The 25960-nt window shown below is 71.2% G+C and carries 19 protein-coding genes; 7 read left to right on the forward strand and 12 right to left on the reverse strand.

Translation table 11 applies throughout. From position 1 onward, the window contains the following. Positions 1-19: 19 nt before the first annotated feature. Entirely contained in the window at positions 20-1384 is a 1365-nt protein-coding gene (locus FHU34_RS27005) for a glutamine synthetase family protein (protein ID WP_145785025.1), read from the reverse strand. Positions 1385-1475: 91 nt separating this feature from the next. On the opposite strand from FHU34_RS27005, the gene FHU34_RS27010 reads away from it, so the two are divergent. Then, positions 1476-2621 (forward strand): PQQ-dependent sugar dehydrogenase, encoded by a 1146-nt coding sequence (locus tag FHU34_RS27010; RefSeq protein ID WP_145785026.1) that lies wholly within the window; start codon positions 1476-1478, stop codon positions 2619-2621. Between the two features lie 14 nt (positions 2622-2635). On the opposite strand, the gene FHU34_RS27015 is transcribed toward FHU34_RS27010, so the two are convergent. From FHU34_RS27015 to pcaF, 5 genes are all read right to left on the reverse strand, one after another. Beyond that, a complete protein-coding gene (locus FHU34_RS27015; protein WP_145785027.1) occupies positions 2636-4222 on the reverse strand; it encodes an amino acid permease in 1587 nt (528 codons plus the stop codon). Between the two features lie 367 nt (positions 4223-4589). Beyond that, on the reverse strand, positions 4590-5090 hold the full coding sequence (locus FHU34_RS27020; RefSeq protein ID WP_145785028.1) for a DUF456 domain-containing protein: 501 nt from the start codon (positions 5088-5090) through the stop codon (positions 4590-4592). Positions 5091-5140: 50 nt separating this feature from the next. Next, complete coding sequence (locus tag FHU34_RS27025) at positions 5141-7351, reverse strand: putative bifunctional diguanylate cyclase/phosphodiesterase (protein ID WP_145785029.1); 2211 nt, start codon at positions 7349-7351, stop codon at positions 5141-5143. A 4-nt stretch (positions 7352-7355) separates the two neighbouring features. Continuing rightward, positions 7356-8168 (reverse strand): SAM-dependent methyltransferase, encoded by an 813-nt coding sequence (locus FHU34_RS27030; protein ID WP_145785030.1) that lies wholly within the window; start codon positions 8166-8168, stop codon positions 7356-7358. A 101-nt stretch (positions 8169-8269) separates the two neighbouring features. Further along, positions 8270-9475 (reverse strand): 3-oxoadipyl-CoA thiolase, encoded by a 1206-nt coding sequence (gene pcaF, locus FHU34_RS27035; protein WP_145785031.1) that lies wholly within the window; start codon positions 9473-9475, stop codon positions 8270-8272. A gap of 108 nt (positions 9476-9583) precedes the next feature. Between pcaF and FHU34_RS27040 the strand changes: the two genes are divergently transcribed. From FHU34_RS27040 to FHU34_RS27055, 4 genes are all read left to right on the forward strand, one after another. Next, positions 9584-10549 (forward strand): glutathione S-transferase family protein, encoded by a 966-nt coding sequence (locus tag FHU34_RS27040; protein WP_145785032.1) that lies wholly within the window; start codon positions 9584-9586, stop codon positions 10547-10549. After that, entirely contained in the window at positions 10542-11258 is a 717-nt protein-coding gene (locus FHU34_RS27045) for a DUF998 domain-containing protein (protein ID WP_145785033.1), read from the forward strand. The genes FHU34_RS27040 and FHU34_RS27045 overlap by 8 nt, the downstream gene beginning before the upstream one ends. 149 nt (positions 11259-11407) lie before the next feature. Further along, positions 11408-12700 (forward strand): dicarboxylate/amino acid:cation symporter, encoded by a 1293-nt coding sequence (locus FHU34_RS27050; protein WP_208745213.1) that lies wholly within the window; start codon positions 11408-11410, stop codon positions 12698-12700. 76 nt (positions 12701-12776) lie between these two features. Continuing rightward, positions 12777-13844 (forward strand): NADH:flavin oxidoreductase/NADH oxidase, encoded by a 1068-nt coding sequence (locus FHU34_RS27055; RefSeq protein ID WP_145785035.1) that lies wholly within the window; start codon positions 12777-12779, stop codon positions 13842-13844. 48 nt (positions 13845-13892) lie between these two features. On the opposite strand, the gene FHU34_RS27060 is transcribed toward FHU34_RS27055, so the two are convergent. Beyond that, entirely contained in the window at positions 13893-17474 is a 3582-nt protein-coding gene (locus tag FHU34_RS27060) for an ABC transporter ATP-binding protein (protein ID WP_145785036.1), read from the reverse strand. A 764-nt stretch (positions 17475-18238) separates the two neighbouring features. On the opposite strand from FHU34_RS27060, the gene FHU34_RS27065 reads away from it, so the two are divergent. After that, positions 18239-18799, forward strand: coding sequence for a hypothetical protein (locus FHU34_RS27065; protein ID WP_145785037.1), 561 nt, complete (start codon positions 18239-18241; stop codon positions 18797-18799). A gap of 350 nt (positions 18800-19149) precedes the next feature. Here the strand turns inward: FHU34_RS27065 and FHU34_RS27070 are convergent, their stop codons facing one another. Further along, positions 19150-19989 carry a GNAT family N-acetyltransferase gene (locus FHU34_RS27070; protein WP_145785038.1) on the reverse strand — a complete coding sequence of 280 codons (840 nt, stop codon included), beginning with the start codon at positions 19987-19989 and terminating at the stop codon, positions 19150-19152. After that, positions 19919-21259: an MFS transporter gene (locus FHU34_RS27075; protein WP_145785039.1), complete on the reverse strand. Its 1341-nt coding sequence runs from the start codon at positions 21257-21259 to the stop codon at positions 19919-19921. Before FHU34_RS27075 ends, FHU34_RS27070 begins: the two co-directional genes overlap by 71 nt. Positions 21260-21372: 113 nt before the next feature. On the opposite strand from FHU34_RS27075, the gene FHU34_RS27080 reads away from it, so the two are divergent. After that, the gene (locus FHU34_RS27080; RefSeq protein ID WP_145785040.1) at positions 21373-21957 is read left to right on the forward strand and encodes a PadR family transcriptional regulator; all 585 of its coding nucleotides are present in this window, start codon (positions 21373-21375) and stop codon (positions 21955-21957) included. 191 nt (positions 21958-22148) lie between these two features. Here FHU34_RS27080 and ispG read toward each other — a convergent pair whose 3' ends face one another. From ispG to dxr, 3 genes are read right to left on the reverse strand one after another with little or no spacing between them, the layout of a single operon-like run. Next, complete coding sequence (ispG, locus tag FHU34_RS27085; protein ID WP_112588507.1) at positions 22149-23321, reverse strand: flavodoxin-dependent (E)-4-hydroxy-3-methylbut-2-enyl-diphosphate synthase; 1173 nt, start codon at positions 23319-23321, stop codon at positions 22149-22151. A 9-nt stretch (positions 23322-23330) separates the two neighbouring features. Continuing rightward, a complete protein-coding gene (locus tag FHU34_RS27090) occupies positions 23331-24581 on the reverse strand; it encodes a M50 family metallopeptidase (RefSeq protein ID WP_145785041.1) in 1251 nt (416 codons plus the stop codon). Next, a complete protein-coding gene (gene dxr / locus FHU34_RS27095; protein WP_145785042.1) occupies positions 24581-25792 on the reverse strand; it encodes a 1-deoxy-D-xylulose-5-phosphate reductoisomerase in 1212 nt (403 codons plus the stop codon). Before dxr ends, FHU34_RS27090 begins: the two co-directional genes overlap by 1 nt. Between the last annotated feature and the right edge of the window lie 168 nt (positions 25793-25960).

The following is a 25960-nucleotide window of genomic DNA, read 5'->3' on the forward strand; positions in this document are numbered from 1 at the left end:
ATCGACGTCAACAGGGGTCTCACAGGCGTTCGAAGCCACGGGTCAGCTCCCAGTCCGTCACCGCGGCGTCGAAGGCAGCCAGCTCGACCCGCGCCTGGTTGGCGTAGTGGGCCACCACCTCCGCCCCGAACGCCTCCCGGGCCACCGTCGAACCCTCCCAGAGGGCCAGGGCGTCGCGCAGCGTGCCGGGGACCCGCTCGGCCTCCGGGTCGTCGTACGCGTTGCCGGTGCACTCGTCGCCCAGCTCCAGCTCCTGGTCCATGCCGTGCAGCGCACCGGCGACCAGCCCGGCGATCGCCAGGTACGGGTTGACGTCGGCGCCGGGCACCCGGTTCTCCACCCGCATCCCCTGACCGTGGCCGACCACCCGCAGCGCGCACGTGCGGTTGTCCACCCCCCACCGCAGCGCCGTCGGGGCGAACGACCCCGGCTGGTAACGCTTGTATGAGTTGATGTTCGGGGCGAAGAGCAGGCTGAACTCCCGCATGGTGGCCAACAGCCCGGCGAGCACCCGCTGCCCGGTCTCGCTCAGATGCGCTGGCCCGTCACCGAGCATCGCCGACGAGCCGGAGGAGTCGCGCAGCGAGAAGTGGATGTGGCAGGAGTTGCCCTCCCGCTCGTTCGGCTTGGCCATGAAGGTGATCGCCATGCCCTCCTGGGCGGCGATCTCCTTGGCACCGTTCTTGTAGATCACGTGGTGGTCGGCGCATGCCACCGCCTCGTCGTAGCGGAACGCGATCTCGTGCTGGCCGAGGTTGCACTCGCCCTTGGCGCTCTCCGGCGTCAGCCCAGCGGCGGCCATCTCGGTGCGGATCCGGCGCAGCAGCGGCTCCACCCGGGCGGTGCCGAGCAACGAGTAGTCCACGTTGTATTGATTCGCCGGGGTGAGGTCCCGGTAGCCCCGCCGCCAGGCGTCCTCGTACGAGTCGCGGAACAGCACGAACTCCAGCTCGGTGCCGGCGTACGCGGTCAGCCCGTGCTCGGCCAGCCGGTCCAGCTGGCGGCGCAGGATCTGCCGAGGCGAGGCGACCACGTCACCCGAGCCGTCGAGCCAGGTCAGGTCGGCCAGCAGCATCGCGGAGCCGGGTTGCCAGGGGACCCGGCGCAACGTGCCGAAGTCCGGCACCATCGCGAAGTCGCCGTAGCCGCGCTCCCAGCTCGACATCGCGTACCCGTCGACGGTGTTCATGTCGACGTCCACGGCGAGCAGGTAGTTGCAGCCCTCGCTGCCGTTGGCCACCACCTGGTCGAGGAAGAACGGCGCGTGGAACCGTTTGCCCTGCAAGCGGCCCTGCATGTCGACCAGGGCCAACACCACGGTGTCTATCTCGCCGGCCTCGACGGCGACCCGCAACTCTTCCAGCGTCAACGGCGTTCTGCTCATTAGCGGGCCTCCATCACCAAGGTCTACTGGCAATCCGGATCACCGTCAATGCCCCCGGCCCGGTCGGCGGCAAACCACGCGAGGAGCTGTCATGCGTCTGCGAGCAATCACGGCCGTCGCCGCCCTCGTCACCGCGCTGGGCACGACGGTGCACGCCGAGGCGGAGGCGCATCCGGCACCCGGGTCGGTCGTCACACTGGGTGCCGGCGGTTTCGACTTCGCCGACCCGGAGGTCGTCGCGACGGGGCTCGACGTGTCCTGGGGGCTCGACTTCCTCCCCGACGGCAGCGCTCTGGTGGCACAGCGCGACCTGGGCACCGTGTTGCGGATCCGACCGGGGCAGCCGCCCGTACAGGTCGCCCAGATCCCCGGGGTGGTCGCCAGCGGCGAGGCCGGGCTGCTCGGCCTGGCCGTCTCCCCGCGCTACCGGCTGGACCGGTGGGTCTACGTCTGCTTCACCACCGCCTCCGACATCCGGATCACGCGGTTCCGCCTCAATGCGCCGCAGACCCAGCAGGTGATCATCAGTGGCATCGCTCGGGCATCGTTCCACGACGGTGGTCGGATCGCCTTCGGCCCGGACGGGCTGCTCTACGCCGGCATCGGTGACGCCGGTGTCCCCGCCAACGCGCAGCGACTGTCCAGCCGCAATGGCAAGATCCTGCGGATCCGGCCGAACGGTGCCATCCCGGCGGACAACCCGTTCCCTGGCTCGCCGGTCTACAGCTACGGGCACCGCAACGTACAGGGGCTGGCCTGGGACCCACGCGGGCGCCTGTTCGCCACCGAGTTCGGTCAGAACACCTGGGACGAGGTCAACGTCATCGTCCGGGGCGGCAACTACGGCTGGCCGATCGTGGAGGGCCCGAGCACCGACCCCCGGTTCCGCGCGCCGGTGGTGGTCTGGCCCCCGGCACAGGCGTCGCCGAGTGGCGCCACCTTCGCCAACGGCACGTTGTTCGTCGCCGCGCTGCGCGGGGCCCGGCTGTGGACCATTCCGGTCAGCGCCACTGGCACGGTTGGCACTCCGGTCGCCGAACTGGTGGGTGCCTACGGCCGGCTTCGTACCGTGGAGTTGGCCCCGGACGGCTCCCTCTGGGTGGCCACCAGCAATCGTGACGGCAATGGCACGCCGGTACCCACGGACGACCGCATCCTGCGCTTCACGACCGGCGAGCGGCAGCCGCCGCCCGCCGGTCGTGCCGGATCCCACGCCGCCGTCCCCGCGCAGCCCTGATCCGGGTAGCCGGATCAGCCTGGCCCGTCGACCGCCGCCGACCGTCGTTCGTCCGCCGGGTCCTCGACGGTACGCACCGGACCGGTGAACCATTTGCGGGCCGAGGCGTACCACCAGACGGCGACCACCAGCAGTACCCCGCCGACGGCGAGCGGCGCGTAGTTCACCGCCGACCAGGTGAACCCGTCGTTGCCGGGCACCCCGGCGGGCACGATCGGCAGCACGAAGTAGACAGCGATGACCGCGATCTCGATGACCGCGATCCAGCCGAGCAGCTTGTACTTCCGCCCCAGCGTCCACGGGCCGGGGACGAACCGGTCACCCATCCGCAGCCGCAGGGCGATCGGGATGAGGAAGGACAGGTAGAGCCCAAGCACCGCGACGGACACCACCGCGTAGAACGCGACCGGAATGCCGGCCGAGCTCTCGTACAGCGCCGGCAGGGTCAGCACCAGGCCGGCCAGTGTGGCGCCGATGATCGCGTTGACCGGGGTGCCGTTGCGGTCGACAGTCGACCAGAGCCGCCAACCGGGCACCGCACGGTCCCGGCTGAACGCGTAGGCCATCCGGCTCATCGAGGTCACGCAACTCATGCCGCAGAAGAACTGGCCGATGGTCGAGATGATGATGACGATCTTGAAGAAGACCGGAGTCAGAGCGGATTCGAAGATCGCGCCGGAGAAGCCGCCCGCGGCGTTGACCGCCTCCACGTCGGTGGCTGCGAAGAGGAACGCCAGCAGCAGGATCCAGCCGCCGACCGCCGAATAGAAGATCGACTGCCAGAGCCCGCGCGCGGCGGCCTGCGAAGCGCCACGGGTCTCCTCGGAGACGTGCGCGCAGGCGTCGAAACCGGTGATCGTGTACTGGGTCAGCAGGAAGCCCAGCGGCAGCACGTAGAACCAGAACGTCAACCCGCCGACGTCCCCGTCACCGAAGCCGGAGTTGTTGAAGCGCTCGGTGAACACGAACTGGAAGCTCTGGTGGTCGTCCGGGACGAAGACCAGGATGGCCACCACGACGGCCGCGCCGGCCACGTGCCACCAGACCGAGACGTTCTGGAGTACGTCGATGATCCGGTGCCCGAAGATGTTGATCAGGCCGTGCAGCACCAGGATGATCACGAAGAGGACGAACGCCTGGCGCAGCGTCCCGGCCCACCCGTCGAAGAGCGCCGACAGGGTGAGGTTGAGGAACGTCGCGCAGCCGTAGTCCACCGAGGCGGTGACCGCCACCAGGCCGATCAGGTTCAACCAGCCGGTGAACCAGCCGTGCACCGGGCGGCCCATGGTGGCAGCCCACCAGTAGATCCCGCCCGCTGTCGGGTACGCCGACACCAGCTCCGCCATGCAGAAGCCGATGATGAGGATGAACAGCGAGATCAGCGGCCAGCCCCAGGAGATGGCGACCGGCCCGCCGTTGTTCCACGCCTGGCCGAAGGTGGTGAAGCAGCCGGCCAGGATGGAGATGATCGAGAACGAGATGGCGAAGTTGGAGAAGCCGCTCCACTTGCGGCGCAGCTCCTGTTTGTAGCCGAGTTCGGCGAGCCGTCGGGCATCGTCGTCCATCGGTTGCTCGGCGGTTGGCACGGGGGTCGTTGCCACTGCACACCTCCCTGAGGTGGTTCCGCGTGCGAGTGGGCAAAGTGTGATCCCGGCCGATCAAGACGGTCAATACATGGTCGGTGGGAATGTCACCGCCATCGGGCTAATTGCGTTGCCGTCCAGCCATCCCGACGCGCATCCTTGACCCCGTGACCAGGCCCGATCAGGGCCGACCCCGGGCACTCGGACCGCCCGGACCCCGGAGGCGCGGGGCACACCTCTCTCTCACGTACGGCCTCCCGCCGTACCCGAAAAGTGCCCCGCGCCCCTCTCCCGCCCCCTCTCTCCGGCGTGATCAAGAGGTTTGCGTCAGATTTCGGGCTCTGCCTGACGCAAACCTCTTGATCAACACGGTGAGGGTGGGGTTCTAGGTCAGGAGGAGGCCGGCTACCCAGAGGGCGGCGATGATCACGCCGGCCAGGAACTCCACGAGCATCGAAAGGCCGGCGGCCTTGAGCGCCTGCACTGTGGACGGCCAGGCGAGGCGGTTGCTGCCCAGTCGGAGGCGTTCCGCCGCCCACACCCCGGCGACGAAGCCGAGCACCAACCCGACGACCGGCACCACGAAGAACCCGATGATGCCGAGCACCCCGCCGGCGACCAGCGTGGACGTCGGCACACCCGAGTTCTTCAGGTTCCGGCCGGGCCACGCGTACTTGATCACGACGCCACCCGCGGCGGCCACCGTTGCAGCGGCGAACACCGCCCAGCCAGTCATGCCCGCGCCACCGAAGATCGCCCAGAGCAGCACGCCACCCCAGCACAGCGGCAACGCCGGCAGGCCAGGCACCACCACGCCAGCCAAACCGGCCAGGATGGCCAACCCGGCCACCACTGTCACCGCCGTCTGCGAGTCGGTCAGGTCCACGCAGTCACCTTGCCCTGCCGCCGGTCAGCCCGCAACGTTCACCCGCTCGCTCACACCGACACATCGCCACGCAGCCGGGCGGTGATCACACCGGCCGGGGCCGGGGCGCCGAAGAACCGGCCCTGCCCGGTGTCGCAGCGCAGCGCCCGCAACCGTTCCGCCTGCTCCCCGGTCTCGACCGCCTCGGCGGTCACCCACAACTCCAACGCATGCGCCAACCGGACCAGCGCGTCGACGATGCGTTCGTCGCGGTGGTCGGCAGCATTGTCGGCGCGGATGCCCTCGACGAACGGCCCGGCGAGTTTCAGGCAGTGGATCGGCAGCCGCCGCAGGTACGCGAGGTTGGAGTACCCGGTGCCGAAGTCGTCCACGGCCAGCCGGACACCCAGCGCGGCGAGCCGGTACAGGCTGCGCAACGGCTCGTCGGCGCTGCCCATCACCGCACTCTCGGTCAGTTCCAGTTGGAGCAGGTCCGCGGGCAGTCCGCTGGTGTGCAGGGCGTCCGCCACGGTCTCCACGATCGTCGGGTCGTCGGCCTGTCGCGCGGCCAGGTTGACGCTGACCACCAGCCGGGCGTCGGGGAACTCCCGCCACCACCGCTCAGCGTCGTGACAGGCCTGCCGGAGCACCCACTCCCCGAGTCGGACGATCAAGCCGGTCTCCTCGGCCAGGCCGATGAACCGGTCCGGTCCGATCAGGCCCAGCTCCGGGTGCTCCCAGCGGACCAGCGCCTCCACCGCGAGCATGCTGCCCTCCAGCAGCGACACGATCGGTTGGTAGTGCAGGACGAACTCGCCCCGGTCCAGCGCGGCGGGCAGCCCGGCGACCAGCGCCGACCGGGCGATGTCCCGGGCGCTGCGCTCCGGGTCGTAGACCGCCCACTGGCCCCGGCCCGCCGCCTTCGCCCAGTAGAGCGTGGTGTCCGCGGCCTTCATCAGCTCCGACGGGCTGGTCTCCTCCGCCGGGCACTGCACGATGCCCACGCTGGCGGAGACGGCCAACTGGTGGTCGCCGACGTGCACCGGGGCCGCGACGGCGGACAGCGCCGCCTCCGCGACGGCCACCGCGTCGTCGACGTCGTCTCCTCCGTCGACGAGGATCACGAACTCGTCGCCACCCATCCGGGCGACCAGGTGGCCGTGGTCGGCCACGCACGCGTTCAACCGCCGGCCGATCATCACCAGCAGCTGGTCACCGAGGTCGTGACCGAGGCTGTCGTTGATCGCCTTGAAGCCGTCCAGGTCGAGGAAGCACACCCCTACCCGCTGCCCGGTTCCCGCGCCGTCGAGGACCCGACCCAGCGTCTCGAAGAACAACGTCCGGTTGGGCAACCCGGTCAGTGGGTCGTGCAGCGCCTGGAAACGCAGCCGCTGCTGGAGTTCGTAGCGCTGGGTGATGTCCTCGATCATCGCAACGGTGTAGCGGGGCCTACCGTCGTCGTGGCGGATCAGCGAGACGGCCAGGTCGGTCCAGACCATGCTGCCGTCCTTGCGGTGGTAACGCTTCTCCACCCGGGCGGATTCATGCTTGCCCTCGACCAGCTCCTGGTACAGCTCCCACATGCCGACGGCGTCGTCGGCGTGGAACAACGACGCCACGTTGGTCTCGCACAGCTCCTCGATCGAGTAGCCGAGCATGTCGGCGAATGCCTGGTTGACATCGACGATCCGGCCGTCGACGTCGGCGATGCCGATCCCGATCGCGGCACCGGTGAAGACGGCCCGAAAACGCGCCTCGCTGTCGCGCAGCGCCTGCTCGACCTCGTCGCGGGCCTGCCAGGCCGAACGGGCGATCCGCTCCTGCTGGCTGAACGTGCGGTCGCGGAGCGCCCGGGCGAATCCGGCGGCCAGCCCGCCCTGCAACGCCGCCATCCGGTCGGCGACGTCCGCCGGCCGGTCGGTGGCCGCCAGCACCCGGCGCGGGAAGTCCGCACCGAGGGCGTGCACCGTCCAGTCCAGGGCCTGCGGCTCGGTCAGGTGCGCCTCCACCAGCGCCGCGCCGACCTCCTCGGCGGGGCGGGCGGTGAACGGCTCCGCCCGTACCGCCTGCGCCAGCCGGACCGTGTGCACCAGCAGCAGCCGCTCGGTCTCGGCCGCGCTGAGCGGCACGAAACCGAGGCGGCGTACCGCGCGGGCCCAGTCGGCGGCGTACCCCTGGGCGTCGGCCCGGCCGGCATCGACCCCGGCGGGGTCCCGGCCGGCATCGACCCCGGCGGGGTCCCGGCCGGCATGAACCCCGGCGGGATCCGGGACGGCGGCCATGGGATCAGCCGGCGGGCTGGTCGTACCGGGCGACGCCACCGAAGGCGCCGAACCGCTCCGGGTGCTCGTCCACGTCGGACGGTGAGTCGGGACGCCAGAGCGGCATGTGCACCACGCCCGGCTCCAGGACGGTCCAGTCGCCGAAGAAGCCGGTCACCTGGGCGCGGGAGCGCAGGGTGATCTCGGTGTCCGTTCGGGCGGAGAGTCGCTGGGCGTCCAGCATCTCCTGTGGCTGGTCCTCGAATGTGGAGTGCGAGAGGACCAGGAAGCTGCCCGGTGCGGCGGCGGCCCGCAGGGTGGCCAGGATCTCCTCGGGCCCGTCGCTGTCGGGGATGAAGTGCACCACCCCGGCCAGCAGGATGCCTATCGGTCGACTGAAGTCGATCAGCCCGAGCTGCCGGGTCTCGGCGAGGATGCGCTCCGGCTCGCGCAGGTCGGCGTGGATGACCCCGGTCAGCTCGTTACCCGCGAGCAACTCCCGGCTGTGGGCGACCGCGACCGGGTCGATGTCGACGTACACCACCCGGGCCTTGGGGTTGACCCCCTGGGCCACCTCGTGCACGTTGCCGACGGTGGGAATTCCGGAGCCGATGTCGAGGAACTGGTCGATGCCGGCGTCGAGCAGCACCCGGACGGCCCGGCGCAGGAACTCACGGCCGGACCGCATGGTGGCGGCGAGGTTCGGGGTCATGCTCGCGATCTGTTCGGCCAACTGCCGGTCGATCTCGAAGTTGTGCGCCCCGCCAAGGAAGTAGTCGTACACCCGGGCCGCACTCGGCCTGGTCAGATCGATCTCGGTCGGCAGTCCGTCGGGCATCAGTGTGCTCCCCAGTTCGTCGCCGCGGCGCGGGACGGCACCGGCGTCGACGGACGTGCGCGACCACCGGCAGACCCGCGGGTCGTGTGGTGTGGACCACTCTAGGCGGCTGACTCCAGCAACAGCGAGATGCCTTGACCGACGCCGATGCACATGGTGGCCAGAGCCCGGCGACCGCCGCGACGACGCAACTCCAGGGCGGCGGTCAGCGCCAGGCGCGCACCGCTGGCCCCGAGCGGGTGCCCCAGCGCGATCGCGCCGCCGTTCGGGTTGACGTGTTCGGCGTCCACGGGTAGCCCCAGCTCCCGCAGCACCGCCACGGACTGGGCGGCGAACGCCTCGTTCAGCTCCACCACGTCCACCGCGCCCACCTCGACGCCGACCCGGTCGAGCAGCTTGCGGGTCGCCGGCACCGGGCCGATGCCCATGATCCGGGGCGGTACGCCGGCCGCCGCCGCGCCGCGGACCCGGGCCAGTGGCGTCAGGCCGTACCGCTGCACCGCCGCCTCGCTGGCGACCAGCAGAGCGACAGCTCCGTCGTTGACGCCCGACGAGTTGCCGGCGGTCACCGTGCCGCCGTCGCGGAACGGGGTCGGCAGCGCCGCGAGCTTGTCCAGCGAGGTCTCGCGGGGGTGCTCGTCGACAGCGACCAGCCGGGTCTCCCGACGGCCGGCGGGCACGGACACCGCCACAATCTCCTCGGCGAACCGGCCGTCGGCCTGCGCCTTGGCGGCGCGCTGCTGCGAGCGGTACGCGAAGGCGTCCTGCTCGGCCCGGCTGACGCCGTACTCGGCGGCGACGTTCTCCGCCGTCTCCGGCATCGAGTCGACGCCCCAGCCGTCGCGCATCAGCGGGTTCACCAACCGCCAACCCAGGGTGGTGTCGTACACCTCGGCCGACCGGGAGTACGCCGACGTCGCCTTCGGCATGACGAACGGCGCACGGCTCATGCTCTCCACCCCGCCGGCGATCACCATCTCGGCGTCGCCGGCGACGATGGACCGGGCGGCGGTGGCGAGGGCGTCCAGACCGGAGCCGCAGAGCCGGTTGACGGTGCTGCCCGGCACCTCCTCGGGCAGGCCGGCCAGCAGCGCCGCCATCCGGGCGACGTTGCGGTTGTCCTCGCCGGCCTGGTTGGCGCAGCCGAGCACGACGTCGTCCACCCGCGCCCAGTCCACCGAGGGGTGCCGGGCGACCAGCTCGCGGATCACGTGCGCGGCCAGGTCGTCGGGGCGGACGCCGGCCAGCGCGCCGGCGTACCGGCCGATCGGGGTACGAACACCGGCCACCAGGTATGCCACTGTCATCGCGAGTCCTTCGGGGGTGCAGACGGCGGGGGGTGGGGGCACGCCCACCGGGTCGCGGGGGCTACCGGGCGCCAGGATATCCGCGCCGGCAGCGGATAGGTTGACGGCATGGCCCGGGCCCAGTTCAGCGCAGAGACCAGCGGCGGCGGCGCGTTCGTCCGTCAGCCCAACCGATTCACCGGGCGGGTCACCGCCGACTCGACCTCGCCGCCCGGCGGCGGTCCGGACGAGCAGGACCGCTGGCCGCTGGAGGCCGGCCGGTACCGGCTGATCTGGTGCCGGGCCTGCCCGTGGGCGCACCGGGCGAGGATCGTGCGCGGCCTGCTCGGGCTGGACGACGCGATCTCGCTGGGCACCGTCGACCCGATCCGGGACGAGCGGGGCTGGGCGTTCGCCCTCGACCCGGACGGCTTCGACCCGGTCCTCGGCGTGAGCTTCCTGTCCGAGGCGTACCTGGCCACCGACCCGGACTACACCGGCCGGGTGACGGTGCCGGCGCTGGTGGACACCCTGACCGGCCGGGTCGTCACCAACGACTATCCGCAGCTCACCCTCGACTTCTCGACGGAGTGGCGGTCGCTGCACCGTGCGGGGGCGCCGGACCTCTACCCGGAGGAACTGCGTCCCGAGATGGACGCGCTGATGGCCGAAATCCACACCGACGTCAACAACGGCGTCTACCGGTGCGGGTTCGCCACCTCCCAGGAGGCGTACGACGAGGCGTTCCGGGCTCTCTTCGCCCGACTGGACGTCCTCTCCGAACGCCTGGCCGGGCAGCGCTACCTGATGGGCGACGCGATCACCGAGGCCGACGTGCGGCTGTTCACCACGCTGGTCCGCTTCGACGCCGCGTACCACGGGCACTTCAAGTGCAACCGCGGCAAGCTGACCGAGATGCCGGTGCTGTGGGCGTACGCACGGGACCTGTTCCAGACCCCGGGCTTCGGCGAGACGGTCGACTTCGACCACATCAAGCGGCACTACTACGCCACCCATCGGGAGATCAACCCGACCGGAATTGTGCCGCTCGGGCCGGACGAGTCCGGCTGGGGCACGCCGCACGGGCGTGGTTGAGCCGGGTCGGCCCGGCACCACGACCGCGCCGACGGTCCGCGCCGACGTCGCCCGCCGGGTCGCCGGGTCCGCCGCGGCCGGGTGCGCGGTGGCCGGTGCGGCAGCGGTGACGGTCGCCGTGGTCGCTGGTCCCGGTCCTGGGCTCACCGGGTACGTCAGCGAGGCGGGCATCGCCGGCAGCGCGCACGCCCTGACGTACCGGATCGGGATCCTCGCTCTTGCCGCCGCGCTGCTGCTGATCGGCGCGGCGCTGCCCCCCGGGGTGTGGGCGGCCCCGGCGCTGCTCGCCACCGGCGCGGTCTTCACCGCCGTGTCCGGGGCGGTGACCTGCTCCGCCGGCTGCCCGTTGCCGCCGTTCGAGCGTGCGACGGTGGCGGATCTGGTGCACGGCGGCGCGAGCATCGCGGCGACCGCGGCGGTGGTCTTCGCCATGGTCGCGCTGGCCGTGTCCGGGCCGGCGGGCCCGGCGGTACGCCGACTGGCCGGCCCGGCCGCCGCGCTGGCCCTGCCGCTCTGCGCCGCCGTGGGGTTGGCGATGCTCGTCCTCGGTCGGGGCACGTTCGTGGGCGTGCTGGAACGGCTGATCCTCGCACTCGCCGTGCTGTGGGGTGTGGCCACCGCCACCGCACTGGCCCTGGCAGCGGAAAGTTCAACCGCTGTAAGGAGCCTCACGCCGACCGCTCCTTCCGATGAGCGGAAATCGGCGTAACGTCGGCGAAGATGACCAATGTCTGGGGCCTCACTGTCCGCCTGTATGTCGATCTCCGACTGCAGGCCAGTGGCATCTGTCCGGGCTAGCCGCGCTTTCACGCCTGCCCTGAATCAGACCGGACAAATGGATAGAACATGCCCTTCAGCCTGCGCAAGATTCCCTTCTCCGTGCAGATCCTGCTCGGCCTCGTGCTCGGCGTCGCGCTGGGCTTCCTGGCCCGCACCAACGACCTGAGCTGGCTGACCAGCACCCTGCACACCGTCGGTAGCCTCTTCGTCCAGCTCCTCAAGCTGGCCGTGCCGCCGTTGGTCTTCACCGCCATCGTGGTCAGCGTGGTCAGCCTGCGCGGTGTCGCCAACGCCGCCCGGCTCGCCCTCAAGACGCTGATGTGGTTCGGCATCACCGCCCTGATCGCGGTGAGCATCGGCATCGGGCTCGGCCTGCTCACCAACCCCGGCCGGGGCGTGAGCCTCGACCTGGGTGGCGCTGCCGCACCGAAGAAGACCGGCTCGTGGACCGACTTCCTCACCGGCATCGTGCCCACCAACCCGATCGGCGCGTTCGTCGAGGGCAACGTCCTCCAGATCGTCTTCCTCGCCGTCGTCGTGGGTGCCGCCGCCCTGCTGGTCGGCGAAGCCGCCGAGCCGTTCGTGGCGTTGAACCGCTCCCTGCTGGAGATCGTCCAGAAGGCGCTCTGGTGGGTCATCCGCCTCGCCCCGATCGGCACCCTCGGCCTGATCGGCAACGCCGTCGCCTCGTACGGCTGGGACCTGCTGGCCCCCCTCGCGAAGTTCACCACCGCCGTCTACGTCGGCTGCGCCATCGTGCTGTTCGTCGTCTACCCGCTGGTGCTGATCCTCGCCGGCCGGCTCAACCCGCTGCGCTTCTTCGCCGGTGCCTGGCCGGCCATCGAGCTGGCGTTCGTGTCCCGCTCCTCGGTGGGCACCATGCCGGTGACCCAGCGTTCCGTCGAGCGTCTCGGCGTGCCCCGCGAGTACGCCTCGTTCGCGGTGCCGTTTGGCGCCACCACGAAGATGGACGGTTGCGCCGCCATCTACCCGGCACTCGCCGCGATCTTCGTGGCCCAGGTGTTCGGTGTGCAGCTCGGCCTGACCGACTACCTGCTGATCGCCTTCGTCTCGGTGGTCGGCTCGGCGGCCACCGCCGGCCTGACCGGCGCGATCGTGATGCTGACCCTGACCCTCAGCACGCTGGGCCTGCCGCTCGCCGGCGCCGGCCTGCTGCTGGCCATCGACCCGATCCTGGACATGATCCGCACCGCCACCAACGTGGCCGGGCAGGCTCTGGTGCCGACCGTCGTCGCCGCCCGCGAGGGCACCCTCGACCGGGTCGCGTACGAGTCCGCCGGTCGACGCGACCTGACCGAGCCGGAGCCGGTCGCGGAGACCCGGCCCGACCTGACCCCTGTTCCTGCCTGACCACATCACCCGGTACGGCGACGGGCCCCTCTCCCCGGGGGCCCGTCGCCTTTGCCGTTTCGAGAGGATGTCCCCCATGAGCTCCCTGTTCACCCCCCTGGCCCTGCGTGGCGTCACACTGCCCAACCGGATCGCCATGGCCCCGATGTGCCAGTACTCTTCCGGCCCTGACGGTCTGCCCACCGACTGGCACCTGACCCACCTCGGCAGTCGCGCGGTCGGCGGCGCCGGTCTGGTGATGACCGAGGCGACGGCCGTACTCCCCGAGGGCCGGATCAGCCCCCAGGACACCGGGCTGTGGTCCGGCGCCCACGTCGACGCCTGGCGTCCGGTGACCGCGTTCGTCGCCGCCCACGGCGCGGTGCCGGCCGTGCAGCTCGCGCACGCCGGGTTCAAGGCCTCCACGTACCGGCCGTGGGCACCGGAACGCGGCGGTGTGCCGGACGCCGAGGGCGGATGGACGCCCGTCGCGCCCGGCTCCGAGGCGTTCACCGCCGGCTACCGGACGCCGACCAGCCTCGACGAGGCCGGCATCGCCGGTGTGGTCGAGGCGTTCGCGACCGCCGCCGAGCGGTCGCTGGACGCCGGCTTCACCGTCGTGGAGATCCACGCCGCGCACGGCTACCTGCTCAACGAGTTCCTGTCGCCGCTGACCAACCACCGCACCGACTCGTACGGCGGCGACCGGACCGCCCGGATGCGGCTCACCCTGGAGGTGGCCCGCGCGGTACGCGCCGCGGTCGGCGAGGACGTGCCGGTGCTGACCCGGATCTCCGCCACCGACTGGGTCGAGGGCGGCTGGACGATCGAGGACAGCGTGGTGCTGGCCGGCGAGTTGGCCAGCGTCGGCGTCGACCTGGTCGACGCGTCGTCCGGGGGCGTCAGCGTCGAGCAGCGCATCCCGCTCGGTCCCGGCTACCAGGTGCCGCTGGCCGCCCAGATCCGCCGCGAGGCCGGCGTGCCGACCGGCGCGGTGGGCCTGATCGTCGAGCCCGAGCACGCCGAGCAGATCGTTGCCAGCGGCGAAGCCGACCTGGTGTTGCTCGGCCGGGAACTGCTGCGCGACCCGTACTGGCCGCGCCGGGCCGCCGCGAAGCTCGGCGTCACGTACAGCGGGCCTGACCAGTACGCCCGCGCCTACTGACACCTGACGTGGTCGGGCGGCTGCCGTACCCCGGCAACCGCCCGACCGTCAGCCGGCCAGGTGCGACCAGTCGCCCTCCAGCTCCTGCCAGGTGCCCTGGGCCGCGACCGCCCCGCCGAGCAACACCACCACATGGTCGGCCCGGACCAGCGCCGCCCGCTTCGCGGTCGAGCCGACCACTGTCACCCCGTGGTCGCGCAACGCCTGCCACAACGCCAGCTCCGTGGTGACGTCCAGCGCCGACGACACGTCGTCGGCGACCAACAGTTCGGTACGCGGTGCCAGCGCGCGGGCCAGCGCCAACCGCTGCAACTGCCCGCCGGAGAGCCGGGTGCCCTTGTGCCCGATGAGCAGACCGAGCCCACCGCCGGCGGCGACCAGGTCATGGTCGAGCTGGGCGGTGCTGACCGCGCCCGCCGCGTCGACCTGGTGCCCGAGCGCGATGTTGTCGGCGACCGTGCCGGACAACACCCGGGGCAACTGGCCGACGTAGCCGACCTGGTTGGGGCGCAGGAACAACTCCGGCTCGGTGACCGGGTCACCGTTCCAGGCCAGCTCACCGGTGTGGTGCACGATCCCGGCCAGCGCCCGCAGCAACGAGGACTTGCCCGACCCCACCGGCCCGACCACCAGCACCAACTGCCCACGCTGCACGGTCAGGTCGACATTCCGGACGGCCACCGTACCGTCGGAGTGCACCACTCCGAAGTCGCGCAGCTCCAGGCGGCGCAGCGGATGCCGGGGTGGTGGCGTCGGCGCCGGCGCCGTCCCGGCGGCCAGGTCGACAGCCGGAACCCCAGCGGAGTACGCGCTCACTCCGGTCATCGCCGCCGTGCGCCGGGTCCAGACCCGCGCCGACGGCAGCTGCGAGATCAACGACGCGGTGGTCCAGGCGAACCAGCGGGCCGCGCCCAGCGTGGAGACGGCCACCAGCACCGCCCCGGCGGAAAGTCCGCCGCCCAGGTAGAGCGCCCACGCGCCGATCGGCAACAGCCCGCTCGCCATCGAGGGCGTGGAACGCGCCCACACCTGCGCCGAGATCTCCCGCCGCTGCCGGTCGCTGCGCAGCACGTCCAGGCTGGCCAGATGGCGTAGCACCGCCGTGGTCGCACCGGCGAGCTTCACCGTCCGCGCCGCGGACAGCGCGGAGACCAGCGCCGTGGCGAACGCAGCCCGCGCCGCCACCGTGGCCCGCGCCGCACGTTCGAGCTTCGGCCCGAACAGCGTCGCGGCCAGCCCGGAGACGACCATCGTCCCGAGGAAGAACAGCCCCGGCACGACACTGCCGGTGACCGCCGTCATGGCGACGACCAGGACCAGCGCGACCGCCTGGTCCAGCACGTTGTCGGCGAGCTGGACCACCCGCTCGGTGTCGCCGCCCTGCGCCACGACCTCGGCCGGGGTGTGCGAGCTGACCCGGCGCGGCCCGGTCTGACCGTGCACCAGGCGCAGACCGATCCGCAGCATCTGCCGCACCCACCAGCCCGGGAACCAGACGTGGGTGTAGTACGGCAGCGGCATGGTGATCAGCAACCCGGCCACGATCCCCATCGCCGGCAGGTACGGGCTGCCGGTCCCGTCGACCAGATCGGCCCAGAGCCAGGGGAGCACCGGCCCGTCCAGCCCCAGCAGGCTGAGCCCGAGGAACAGCCCGATCGCGGCCATCCCGTACCGGGGGTCGTTGAGGCAGAGCCGGAAGATCTCCCGCAACGTCCGGGCCGGCGGCACGGGCGGCAGTGGTGGCGGGTCGGCGCGGGTCACCCCGGACGTCGCGGGTGTCGACCCGGCCAGCTCAACCCGCGTGGTCGTCGGCTCGATCTGCTCGTCCGGCTCGGCCGGCACGGTCTGCTTGTTCGACTCGGCCCACGCGCTCGCCGGGTCGGTTGGCCAGTCCCGGGCCGGGTCGGGACCGACCAGCAGATCGGTGCCGCCGCCGGCGCGGCCGGCCGTTGCCGCCGTGGCGTAGGCGGCAGCGTGACTGGTGGCCAGCAGTTCGGCGAAGCGCGTCGACGTCTCCAGCGGGCCGGCCTCCACCACCGCGCCGTCGGCCAGCACCACCACCTCGTCGCAGCGGCGAACCGAGGAGAGCCGGTGGGCGATGACGATCCCGATCCGGTCGCGCAGCAGCCGTTCGGTGGCTCGCTGCACCCGCGCCTCGGTCACCGGGTCGAGGCGTGCGGTGGCCTCGTCGAGGATCACCACATGGGGGTCACGGACCAGGATCCGGGCGAACGCCACCAGCTGCTCCTGACCGGCGGAGAGCACGTGCCCTCCCTCCCCCAGCCGGGTCGCCAAGCCGTCCGGCAACTCGGCGATCCAGCCCGCCAGGCCCAGCTCGTCGAGCGCCCGGGCTGCCGCGTCGAGCAGGTCCGGGTCGAAGAGTGCGACGTTCTCGGCGAGCGTGCCGGCGAGGATCTCCGTACGCTGCGGCACGAGTGCCACCCAGCGGCGCAGTTGCTCGACGTCGAGGTCACCCAGGTCGGTGTCGCCGAGGAAGACCGATCCCGCTGGCACGTCGACAGCCCTGGTGAGCACCTTCGCCAGTGTCGACTTACCCGAACCGGTCCGCCCGATCAGCGCGTACGAGCGGCCGCGCGCGAAGGTCAGGCTGAGCCCGCGCAGCGCCGCCCCCCGGCCGCCCTCCTGGTATCTGAACGTCAGGTCCTCGATGCGCAGGTCACCCTCGGTCGGGCTGGCGCCACCGACGGGTTCCTGCCGAGCCCGCTGGAGCAACTGCACCCGGGCCCACGCGCCGAGAGCCTCCTGGATCTCCGGCACCATCCGACTGACATGCTCCGCGGTGGCCCCGAAGGCCAACGCCAACAGCCAGATGGCGGTGAGGCGTGCGGCGTCGACCCGGCCGGTGGCCAGCGCCCAGGCCCCGCCGAGCACCACCACGCCGATGCCGGCCCGGATCGTCGCCGTCGCGGCCGACGCCACCTTGGCGGACAGCACCCAGACCAGGCGACCCCGGGACAGCACGGCGGCGGCCCGCCGCGCGTACAGCCGCAGCACGTACGGCCGGGCCAGACTGGTCCGCACGTCGTCCTGGCCGTGCACCGCCTCCTCCATGACCGCGGCCAGGTCTGACCACGCCTCTTCCTCGGCCATCCGGGCCGGGCCGATCCGGGCCGTGGGCCGGCGCAGGCTGACGGCGAGCACCACCGTGAGCAGCAGCATCGCCACCCCGGCCGGCCACCACACGGCCAGCGCCACGACCATCGACAACAGACCGACGCAGAGGCCCTGGGCGAGCCGCGTGCCCTGGTTACGGATCGCCGACGCCACCTGGTAGACGTCCCCGTCGATCCGGTCGAGCAACTCGCCCACCGGGGTGGTCTCCAGGGTCGGCAGGTCCTGCCCGAGCGCCACCCTGCAGAGCCGGCGGCGCACGTCGGCGGACCAGTCCGCGGTCAGGCCTGCCATCAGCAGGCTCACGGCGAGGTCACTGAGGACCACGGCGACCAGCGCCGCGGCCAGCACGGCGAAGAAACCGGTCGAGCGGTGCACCAGCACCGCGCCGGCCAACGCCGACGCACCGGCCTGACCGGCGGCGCCGAGCACGATCAGGATGACCACGATCGTCATACGACGCGTCGAGGTGCCCCACAGATCTCGGAGCAGGCGCATGGAAAGTCCTCCGGACGTGGGGTGGCGGAGACTTCAGCCTGCCGGCGTCGACACGTCGTCTCAACCGATTTTCCGGGCTCTGAGCAGGGCATCGACCGTCTCCCTCATCCGCCGCGCCGCGCCCTGGACACCTCGATGACGCCATCGGGCGATGCCCCCCGGGGCTGGTCGGGTCGCTCGCCGAACGGATCACCGCACCTCGACGATCACCTTCGTGACGCCGCCCGAACCTCCCGAATGGGGATGATCGACTCCGTTTCGGCGAAGTCGCGGTATCAACCCCTCTCGGATACCCCCACATCAGCGAAGTCGTGTGGATCATGCGTGAGCTGGGTGCGTTCCGCCCGCCGCCCTGGGTGCTTTGGGGTCTGAGGTGGGGTTGGCTGGTGCGGTTTGTTCCGTTTGGGTGGTATCGGCGTGTGGTCGGGGCCACTTCGCGGCCGGAATCGTGGCCGGGTCGGGGTCGTTACACACCCTGACGATCGCAGGACCACGGCCTGTCGGCGCGATGGTCCACCCCCGGGAATGACCCCCGACCCCGGGTCGTTACACCTGGACCCCGCCCCGACCGGCACCCCGCTCCACCGGGTGCCACGGAGCCGGAATGACCCCGGCCCCCGGGTCGTTACACAGGGACCCGGCGCCGCGAGCCCCCCGCTCGCAGGCCGCCGATGAACCCCTAAGACTTTTGTTGCAGCGCCGGACGAGGTGCTCACGCCCGCTGTATTCAGGCGGGTGTCCTTACCCCCGAAGGAGCTTCCCCCATGAACACGATCATGCGTAAGAGTGTGCTGTCTGTTGCTGGTCTGGCTTTCGCTGGTGGTGTGTTCGCTGGTCCGATCGCCGCCCACGCCAACCCCGTTGACGCGAAGCCTGCCGCTGTTGCGGTGCAGGCGGCTGCGCCGAAGCCGCAGGGCGAGCAGTCGCACATCACGTTGAACGACGAGCAGACCGCCAACGTCAAGGCGATCATCGCCGCGACGAAGAAGGCCGGCCTCCCCGAGCGCGCCGCGGTGATCTCGATCGCGACGAGCCTGCAGGAGTCGAAGCTGGAGAACCTCGGCCACCTCGGCGACGCCAACGACCACGACTCGCTGGGCCTGTTCCAGCAGCGCCCGAGCTCGGGTTGGGGCACGCCGGAGCAGATCACCGACCCGGCCTACTCGACGACGGCGTTCCTGAAGGGCCTGAAGCAGGTCGACGGGTGGCAGGACATGCCCCTGACGGATGCCGCGCAGACCGTACAGGTCTCGGCTTACCCGGACGCGTACGCGCAGTGGGAGCAGCAGGCCACCGACCTGGTCGGCCAGTACTGGAACAGCTGACCCACCGCACCAACCGACCGCTGGCCGGCACCCCACAACGGGTGCCGGCCAGCGGCATTTGTTCTCCCGAGGCGCAGGTCGCGCGCAGCTCCGTAGATCTTGGACAGTTTCCGTTAGGCATGAACGGAAACTGTCCAAGATCTCGGGGTGGATGTGCCGCTGCCGCCTTCGCGGTGGCGGTGGTCGGCGGCTGCGGCGACGGGCGGGTCAGCTCGACCACCTGAACGGCGAACCGGGCAGTGCCCAGGACGACGAGCCGGGCAACTGCCACAGGCCAACTCGACCCGCGACCACGCGCGCCTACCAACGTGGAAGGGCGGAACGGTCACAGACGACCAGGCACCCAGCGGTCAGAACAGGACCGTCGCGAGGGTGCCGATCGGTTGGAAGCCGCAGCGTTCGTAGACCCGGCGGGCGGGGAGGTTGAAGTCGTTGACGTACAGGCTGACCGTGGGAGCGACCCGCAGCAGCGCGTCGCGGACCACTGCTGCCATGGCGGCGGTGGCGATCCCGCGGCCCCGCCACTCGGGTGCCACCCAGACGCCCTGGACCTGGGCGGTCCGCTTGGTCACCACGGCCAACTCGGCCTTGAAGACGACCTTGCCGTCGACGAAGCGGGCGTACGCGCGACCGGATCGGACCAGGTCGTTGACCCGCCTGCGGTAGCTGCGTCCGCCGTCTTCGGCCAGCGGGGATACGCCGACCTCCTCGGTGTACATGGCTACGGCCGCCGGGAAGAGTCGGTCGACCTCACCGGGGCGGACCTGGCGTACTTCTGGGTCGGCAGGTACGGATGGCAGGGTGTCAGCGGCCAGCAGTGGCTGGTTGGGGCGGACGTCTCGCGCTGGCCCCCACGTGTCGGAGAGCCGGTCCCAGAGCCCGAGTACGGCGTCGGCCCGGCCGACGATGGAGGAGCACAGCCGCTCCTCGCCGGCGAGCAGGTCGGCGAAGGCGGCCACCGCGGCGTCGCTCGCCAGCACCGGGGTCAGGTTGCCGCCGAGCCAGCACAGCGATTCCAGGTTGCGGCGTGCGCCGTACCCCAGGATTCTGCCTTCGGCCCGCCACCACGAGAGGCCGCGCGCGGCGATTCGCTCGGCGACCTGCGCGCCCGCGAACGGGTCATGGTCGAGTAGACGCTCGACCGCGCGGCGCTCCGATTCCCCCAGTTGCCGTACCGGCACCGTCAGCACGACTACCAGCCTGCCAGATCGACCCCCTGCTCCGCCGGTCAAGTGACAAGGCCGGCACCGGCTCGGCCGGCTCGCCGATGGGGCGGGTCCGCTCGGCCCACCGGACGACGGGTGGTACGAGGGCTCCGAGCAGGAGGAACAGCGCACCGAGCACCAGCCAGCCTGGTACGCCCCAGCCGAGGGCGAGGGTGGTCACTACCACCGGGGCGAGCATCTTGCCCAGTTCGTAGCCCATGCCGTACGCCCCCTGGTACTGCCCCTGGGCGTTCGTCGGCGCGAGCCCGAAGGAGATCGCCCAGCCGGCGGCGGAGTGCCACAGTTCCCCGATCACGTGGGCGAGCGACCCGACGCCGAGCAGGCCCACCGCCCCGGCGGTGGGGAGCGCGCCGCTGGCGGCGAAGAGTACGCAGGCCAGGGCGATGGCGACGCCGGCTCGACGGGCGGCGCCAGCGGCTGCGGGCAGGGTGGCCGCGACGCTCGCGGCGCGTACCTGGAGGAGGACCACGAGCCCGGTGTTGACCAACGTCAACGCGGAGATCATCCAGATGGGTGCCTTGGTGTGCCCGGCGATCCACAGCGGCAGGGCGATGGTGAGCAGGCTGAAGTGCATGGACATCAGCCCGTCGACCAGGGTGAAGGCCAGGAACGGCCGGTCCCGTAGGGCGATCAGTCGGGGGCCGTGCGTCGGGGCGGCGACCGGGGTGATGCTGGGCAGTCGGAGGAAGACCAGTGCGGCGGCGAGTGACGCCGCTGCGGTGGTCAGGATCAGTGCGACGTACCCGGTCCGGGTGTCGGCGGCGATGGCGAAGCCGCCGAGGACCGCGCCGACGGAGATCCCGACGTTGGTGGTGGCGCGCAGGTAGGCGCGGGTGCGTACCCGCTGGTCGGCCGGGATCGCTCCGGCGATCAACGCGCCCCGGGCGCCGCGCTCGACCGCATCGGCGAGTGCGGTGGCGGCACCCACCAGTACGAACGTGGGGAAGGACCGGACGGCGATCAGGCCGACGGTGAGGGTGCCGGCGACGACCAGCGCGCCGACCTGTACGCCGCGCGGGCCGACTCGGTCGGCCAGGTAGCCACTCGGCGCGCTGGCCAGGACCCCGACGAGCGCCGAGATGGTCAATCCGATGCCGACCTGGGTCGCCGACAGGCCTACCGATCGGGTGAGGAAGAGGGCGCTCGCGACGAGCCAGAGGCCACGCCCGACGGTCTTGACCAGGGTTCCGAGGGTGAGGATCCGGGCCGGGCCCGGTGGGGGAAGCAGGCTCATGGTCGGGACGCTAGCAAGACGTACGTACGGTTTGCAAGGACGGGGGTTGTCGACGATGCATTGCCGATATATCGTTGATGCATCAGCGACAGTGCGGAGAAAAGGAGAACCTGATGAGGTTCCATCGACAGCACCACCCGATGCACGAGGCGCGGATGCGAGGCTTCGGCTTCCCGCCGGTGCCGCCCGGCCACGGGCAGGAACACGGACACGGCGGCCCCTGGGGCGGCCGGGGTCGCGGCAGAGGTCGGGGGCGACGCCCCAACGTCCGGGCCGCCGTGCTGGCTCTGCTCACCGAGCGGCCGATGCACGGCTACGAGATGATCCAGGAAATCGACTCCCGCACCGGCGGTGCGTGGCGACCGAGCCCCGGGTCGATCTACCCCACCCTCCAGCTACTGGAGGACGAGGGCGTGATCGTCGCCAGCACTGAAGAGTCCGGCGGCGGGCGCAAGCGGTTCACGGTCACCGAGGCCGGGCAGGCGGAGGCCACCGAGGCCGCGCAAACCCCGGCATGGGCGGACGTCGCCCAGACCACGGTGACCAGTTGGCACGACATCCGCGACTCCGGCGCGCAGGCGATGAACGCTCTGCGCCAGGTCATGATGAACGGCACCGACGACCAACGCGAGCGGGCCGCCCAGGTGCTCGACGAGACGCGCCGCAAGCTGTACGCGATCCTCGCCGAATCCGAGTGACCCGAACGCCAACGTCCAACCGCACGCCAACGTCGGCCCGAACGCCAACGTCCGCACGACCAGCGCCGACGCCCGCACGACGCAGGCCGGCGCGCGCGACCCGCGCCGCGCACGGCAGCAGGACGGCATCGGGTACGACGACAGCGGCCGTTCCCCCGCACGGGGAACGGCCGCATTTTCCATGTGGAAAATCAGTGCACGGTGACCGTCGGGCCGGTGACCAGCCCGCGCAACTCCTCGGGGAGTTCGGCGCCCATCTCGTCGGCGATCCGCAGCGCCTCCTCGATCAGCGTCTCCACGATCTGCGCCTCGGGCACCGTCTTGACGACCTGCCCCTTGACGAAGATCTGGCCCTTGCCGTTGCCGGAGGCGACACCGAGGTCAGCCTCGCGGGCCTCGCCGGGACCGTTGACGACGCAGCCCATGACGGCGACCCGCAGCGGCACCGGCAGCCCCTCCAGGCCGGCGGTGACCTCCTCGGCGAGCTTGTAGACGTCCACCTGGGCGCGCCCACAGGACGGGCAGGAGACGATCTCCAGGCCGCGCTCGCGCAGACCGAGGGACTCCAGGATCTGGTTGCCGACCTTGATCTCCTCGACCGGCGGCGCGGACAGCGACACCCGGATGGTGTCGCCGATCCCCTCGGCCAGCAGCGCACCGAAGGCGACCGCCGACTTGATGGTGCCCTGGAACGCCGGCCCGGCCTCGGTGACACCGAGGTGCAGCGGGTAGTCGCACTGCTCGGCGAGCTGCCGGTACGCGCGGATCATCACGACCGGGTCGTTGTGCTTGACCGAGATCTTGATGTCCCGGAAGCCGTGCTCCTCGAACAGCGAGCACTCCCAGAGCGCCGACTCGACGAGCGCTTCGGCGGTGGCCTTGCCGTACTTGGACAGCAGCCGCTTGTCCAGCGAGCCGGCGTTGACGCCGATACGGATCGGTACCCCCGCTGCACCCGCGGCGCGGGCGATCTCCTTGACCTTGTCGTCGAACTGGCGGATGTTGCCCGGGTTGACCCGGACCGCGGCGCAGCCGGCGTCGATCGCGGCGAAGACGTACTTGGGCTGGAAGTGGATGTCGGCGATCACCGGGATCTGCGACTTCTTGGCGATCGCGGGCAGCGCCTCGACGTCGTCCTGGGACGGCACGGCAACCCGGACGATCTGGCAGCCGGACGCGGTCAGCTCGGCGATCTGCTGGAGCGTGGCGTTGATGTCGGAGGTGAGGGTCGTGGTCATCGACTGCACGGACACCGGCGCACCGCCACCGACCGGGACCGAACCGACCATGATCTGGCGGCTGGCCCGACGGGGAGCGAGCGGCGGAGGCGGCACGGCTGGCATACCGAGACTGATAGCTGTCACTTCAGGCACTCACCTTGAGAAGAGCGTGATCGGGTTGACGACGTCCGCGGCGATGGTCAGCAGCGTGAACGCGCCACCGATCAGGATCACCGCGTACGTGAAGGGCATCAGTTTGAGGTAGTCCACCCGGCCGGGGTCGGCGCGGCCGATCTTGCTGTAGATCCAGGAGCGGGCGCGTTCGAACCAGGCGACGGCGATGTGGCCGCCGTCCACCGGGAGCAGCGGCAGCAGGTTGAACACGCCGATGAAGAAGTTCAGCGACACGAAGAGCATGAAGAAGACCAGCCAGGCGTTGTTCTCCACCGCTTCGCCGCCGAGTCGGCTGGCGCCGACCACGCTGATCGGGGTGTCGATGTCACGCTCGCCGCCGGTGAGGGCGGTCCACAGGGCGGGGACCTTCTGCGGGAGACGCTGCAATGCCTGGACGGTGCCGACGGCCAACTGGCCGGTGAAGTCGGCGGTGGCGCCGAAGGCGCCGACCGGGCCGTACGTCACGCGGGTGGGCGTGCTGGGGACGAGCCCGACGCCGAGGGCGGCCACCGGCGCGACGGTGCCGTTCGGGTTGTCCAGCGGCGGACGCTGGGTCTGCGCGAGCACGGTGCTGGTGGTGCCCGGCTGCCCGTCGCGGACGTATGCGATCTGCGCGGTGTCGCCGGGCTTGAGCGCCCGCAAGGTGGTGAGCAGGTCGCCGTAGGAGTTGACCGTCGTGCCGTTGACCGCTGTGATCCGGTCGCCGTTCTTCAGCTGCGCCTGGGCGGCCGGGCTGGCGGCGTCGGCGGAGGTGCACGCCCGCGCCGCGTTCTCCGGCACCACGCACTGGCTGAGCTGGATGACGGCGGGCTCCTGGCGGGCCTGCGCGTCGGTGGTCGGGAAGTCCGGGTTGGGCAGGCCGGCGGAGACAGCGAGGATCCAGATCGTGACCAGGGCGAGCGCGAAGTGCGTGATCGACCCGGCGGCCATGACGATCGTCCGCTTCCAGACCGGGTAGCGCCACATCACCCGGGACTCGTCGCCGGGCTCGACGTCGTCGTCCTGCGGCGTCATCCCGACGATCTTGCAGAAGCCGCCGAGGGGGATGCCCTTGAGGCCGTACTCGGTCTCACCCCGCTTGAACGACCAGATCGTGGGGCCGAAGCCGACGAAGTACTTCGTGACCTTCATCCCGAACGCCTTGGCGGTGAGCAGGTGCCCCGCCTCGTGCAGGCTGACCGAGATGAGAATGGCCAGGGCGAAGAGGACCACCCCGAGCAGGTACGACATCAAGCTCCTTCCACCGAACCCGCGATGATCTCCTGCGCGTGCGCGCGTGCCCACGACTCGGCCGCGAGCACGTCCTCGACGGTACCTGGTTCCCCGAAGTCCGGAGCCTCCTCCAACACGCGTTCGAGGGTGTCGACGATGCCGAGGAACGGCAGTCGGCCCGCCACGAACGCCGCGACGCACTCCTCGTTCGCCGCGTTGTAGATCGCCGGGCGGCTACGACCGGCCTCCCCGGCGGCCTTGGCCAGCGCGACGGCCGGGAACGCCTCGTCGTCCAGCGGCGCGAACTCCCAGGTGTGCGACGCCGTCCAGTCGACAGCGGTCGCCGCCTCGGGGACCCGGTCCGGCCAGCCCATGCCGAGCGCGATCGGCAGCCGCATGTCCGGTGGGCTGGCCTGGGCGATCGTCGACCCGTCGACGAACTCGACCATCGAGTGGATCACCGACTGCGGGTGCACCATCACGGCGATGTCGGCGTAGGGCACGTCGAACAGTTCGTGCGCCTCGATCACCTCAAGCGCCTTGTTGACCATGGTCGCCGAGTTGATCGTGACGACCGGCCCCATGTTCCAGGTCGGGTGCGCGAGCGCCTGCTCGGGTGTGACCTGCGTCAACTCGTCGCGTCGCCGGCCCCGGAACGGGCCGCCGCTGGCCGTGACGATCAACCGTCGCACCTCACCGCGCGACCCGGAGCGCAGACACTGGGCCAGCGCCGAATGCTCCGAGTCGACCGGCACGATCTGCCCCGGCCGCGTCACCGCGGCCTTGACCAGCGGGCCGCCGGCCACCAGCGACTCCTTGTTGGCAAGCGCGAGGGTACGACCAGCACCCAGCGCGGCCAGCGTAGGAGCGAGGCCCAGCGAGCCGACCACCCCGTTGAGCACGATGTCGCACGGCCACTGGGCCAGCTCGGTCATGGCGTCCGGGCCGGCCACGATCTTGGGAAGCTTGAAGTCACCGGTGGCCCACCCGCGCCGGCTCGCCTCGGCGTAGAACGCGAGCTGGAGGTCCTGCGCGGCGGACGCCCTGGCCACCCCGACCGCGTCGACGCCCAGTTCGAGGGCCTGCGCGGCGAGCAGCTCGACGTTGCCGCCGCCCGCACCCACGGCGACCACCCGGAACCGGTCCGGGTTGCGCCGGACGATGTCGATGGCCTGTGTACCGATCGAACCTGTGGACCCGAGCAGAACAAGATCGCGGGGTGAAGTCACAGGGCCATTCTTCCCCACCGTCACTGCAAGCCCGCTGGGAGCCTCAGCCCTCCCCCGCGCCGTCCCACCCCGCTGCGCCCACCTTCGCGCCCGCCCTTGATCAACACCACATCGCCGATCTAGCGGTAACCCCGCTACCCGACACCCCCACCTCGCCGACCTCGTGTC

The organism is Micromonospora taraxaci (assembly GCF_007830095.1).
Classification (GTDB): domain Bacteria; phylum Actinomycetota; class Actinomycetes; order Mycobacteriales; family Micromonosporaceae; genus Micromonospora; species Micromonospora taraxaci.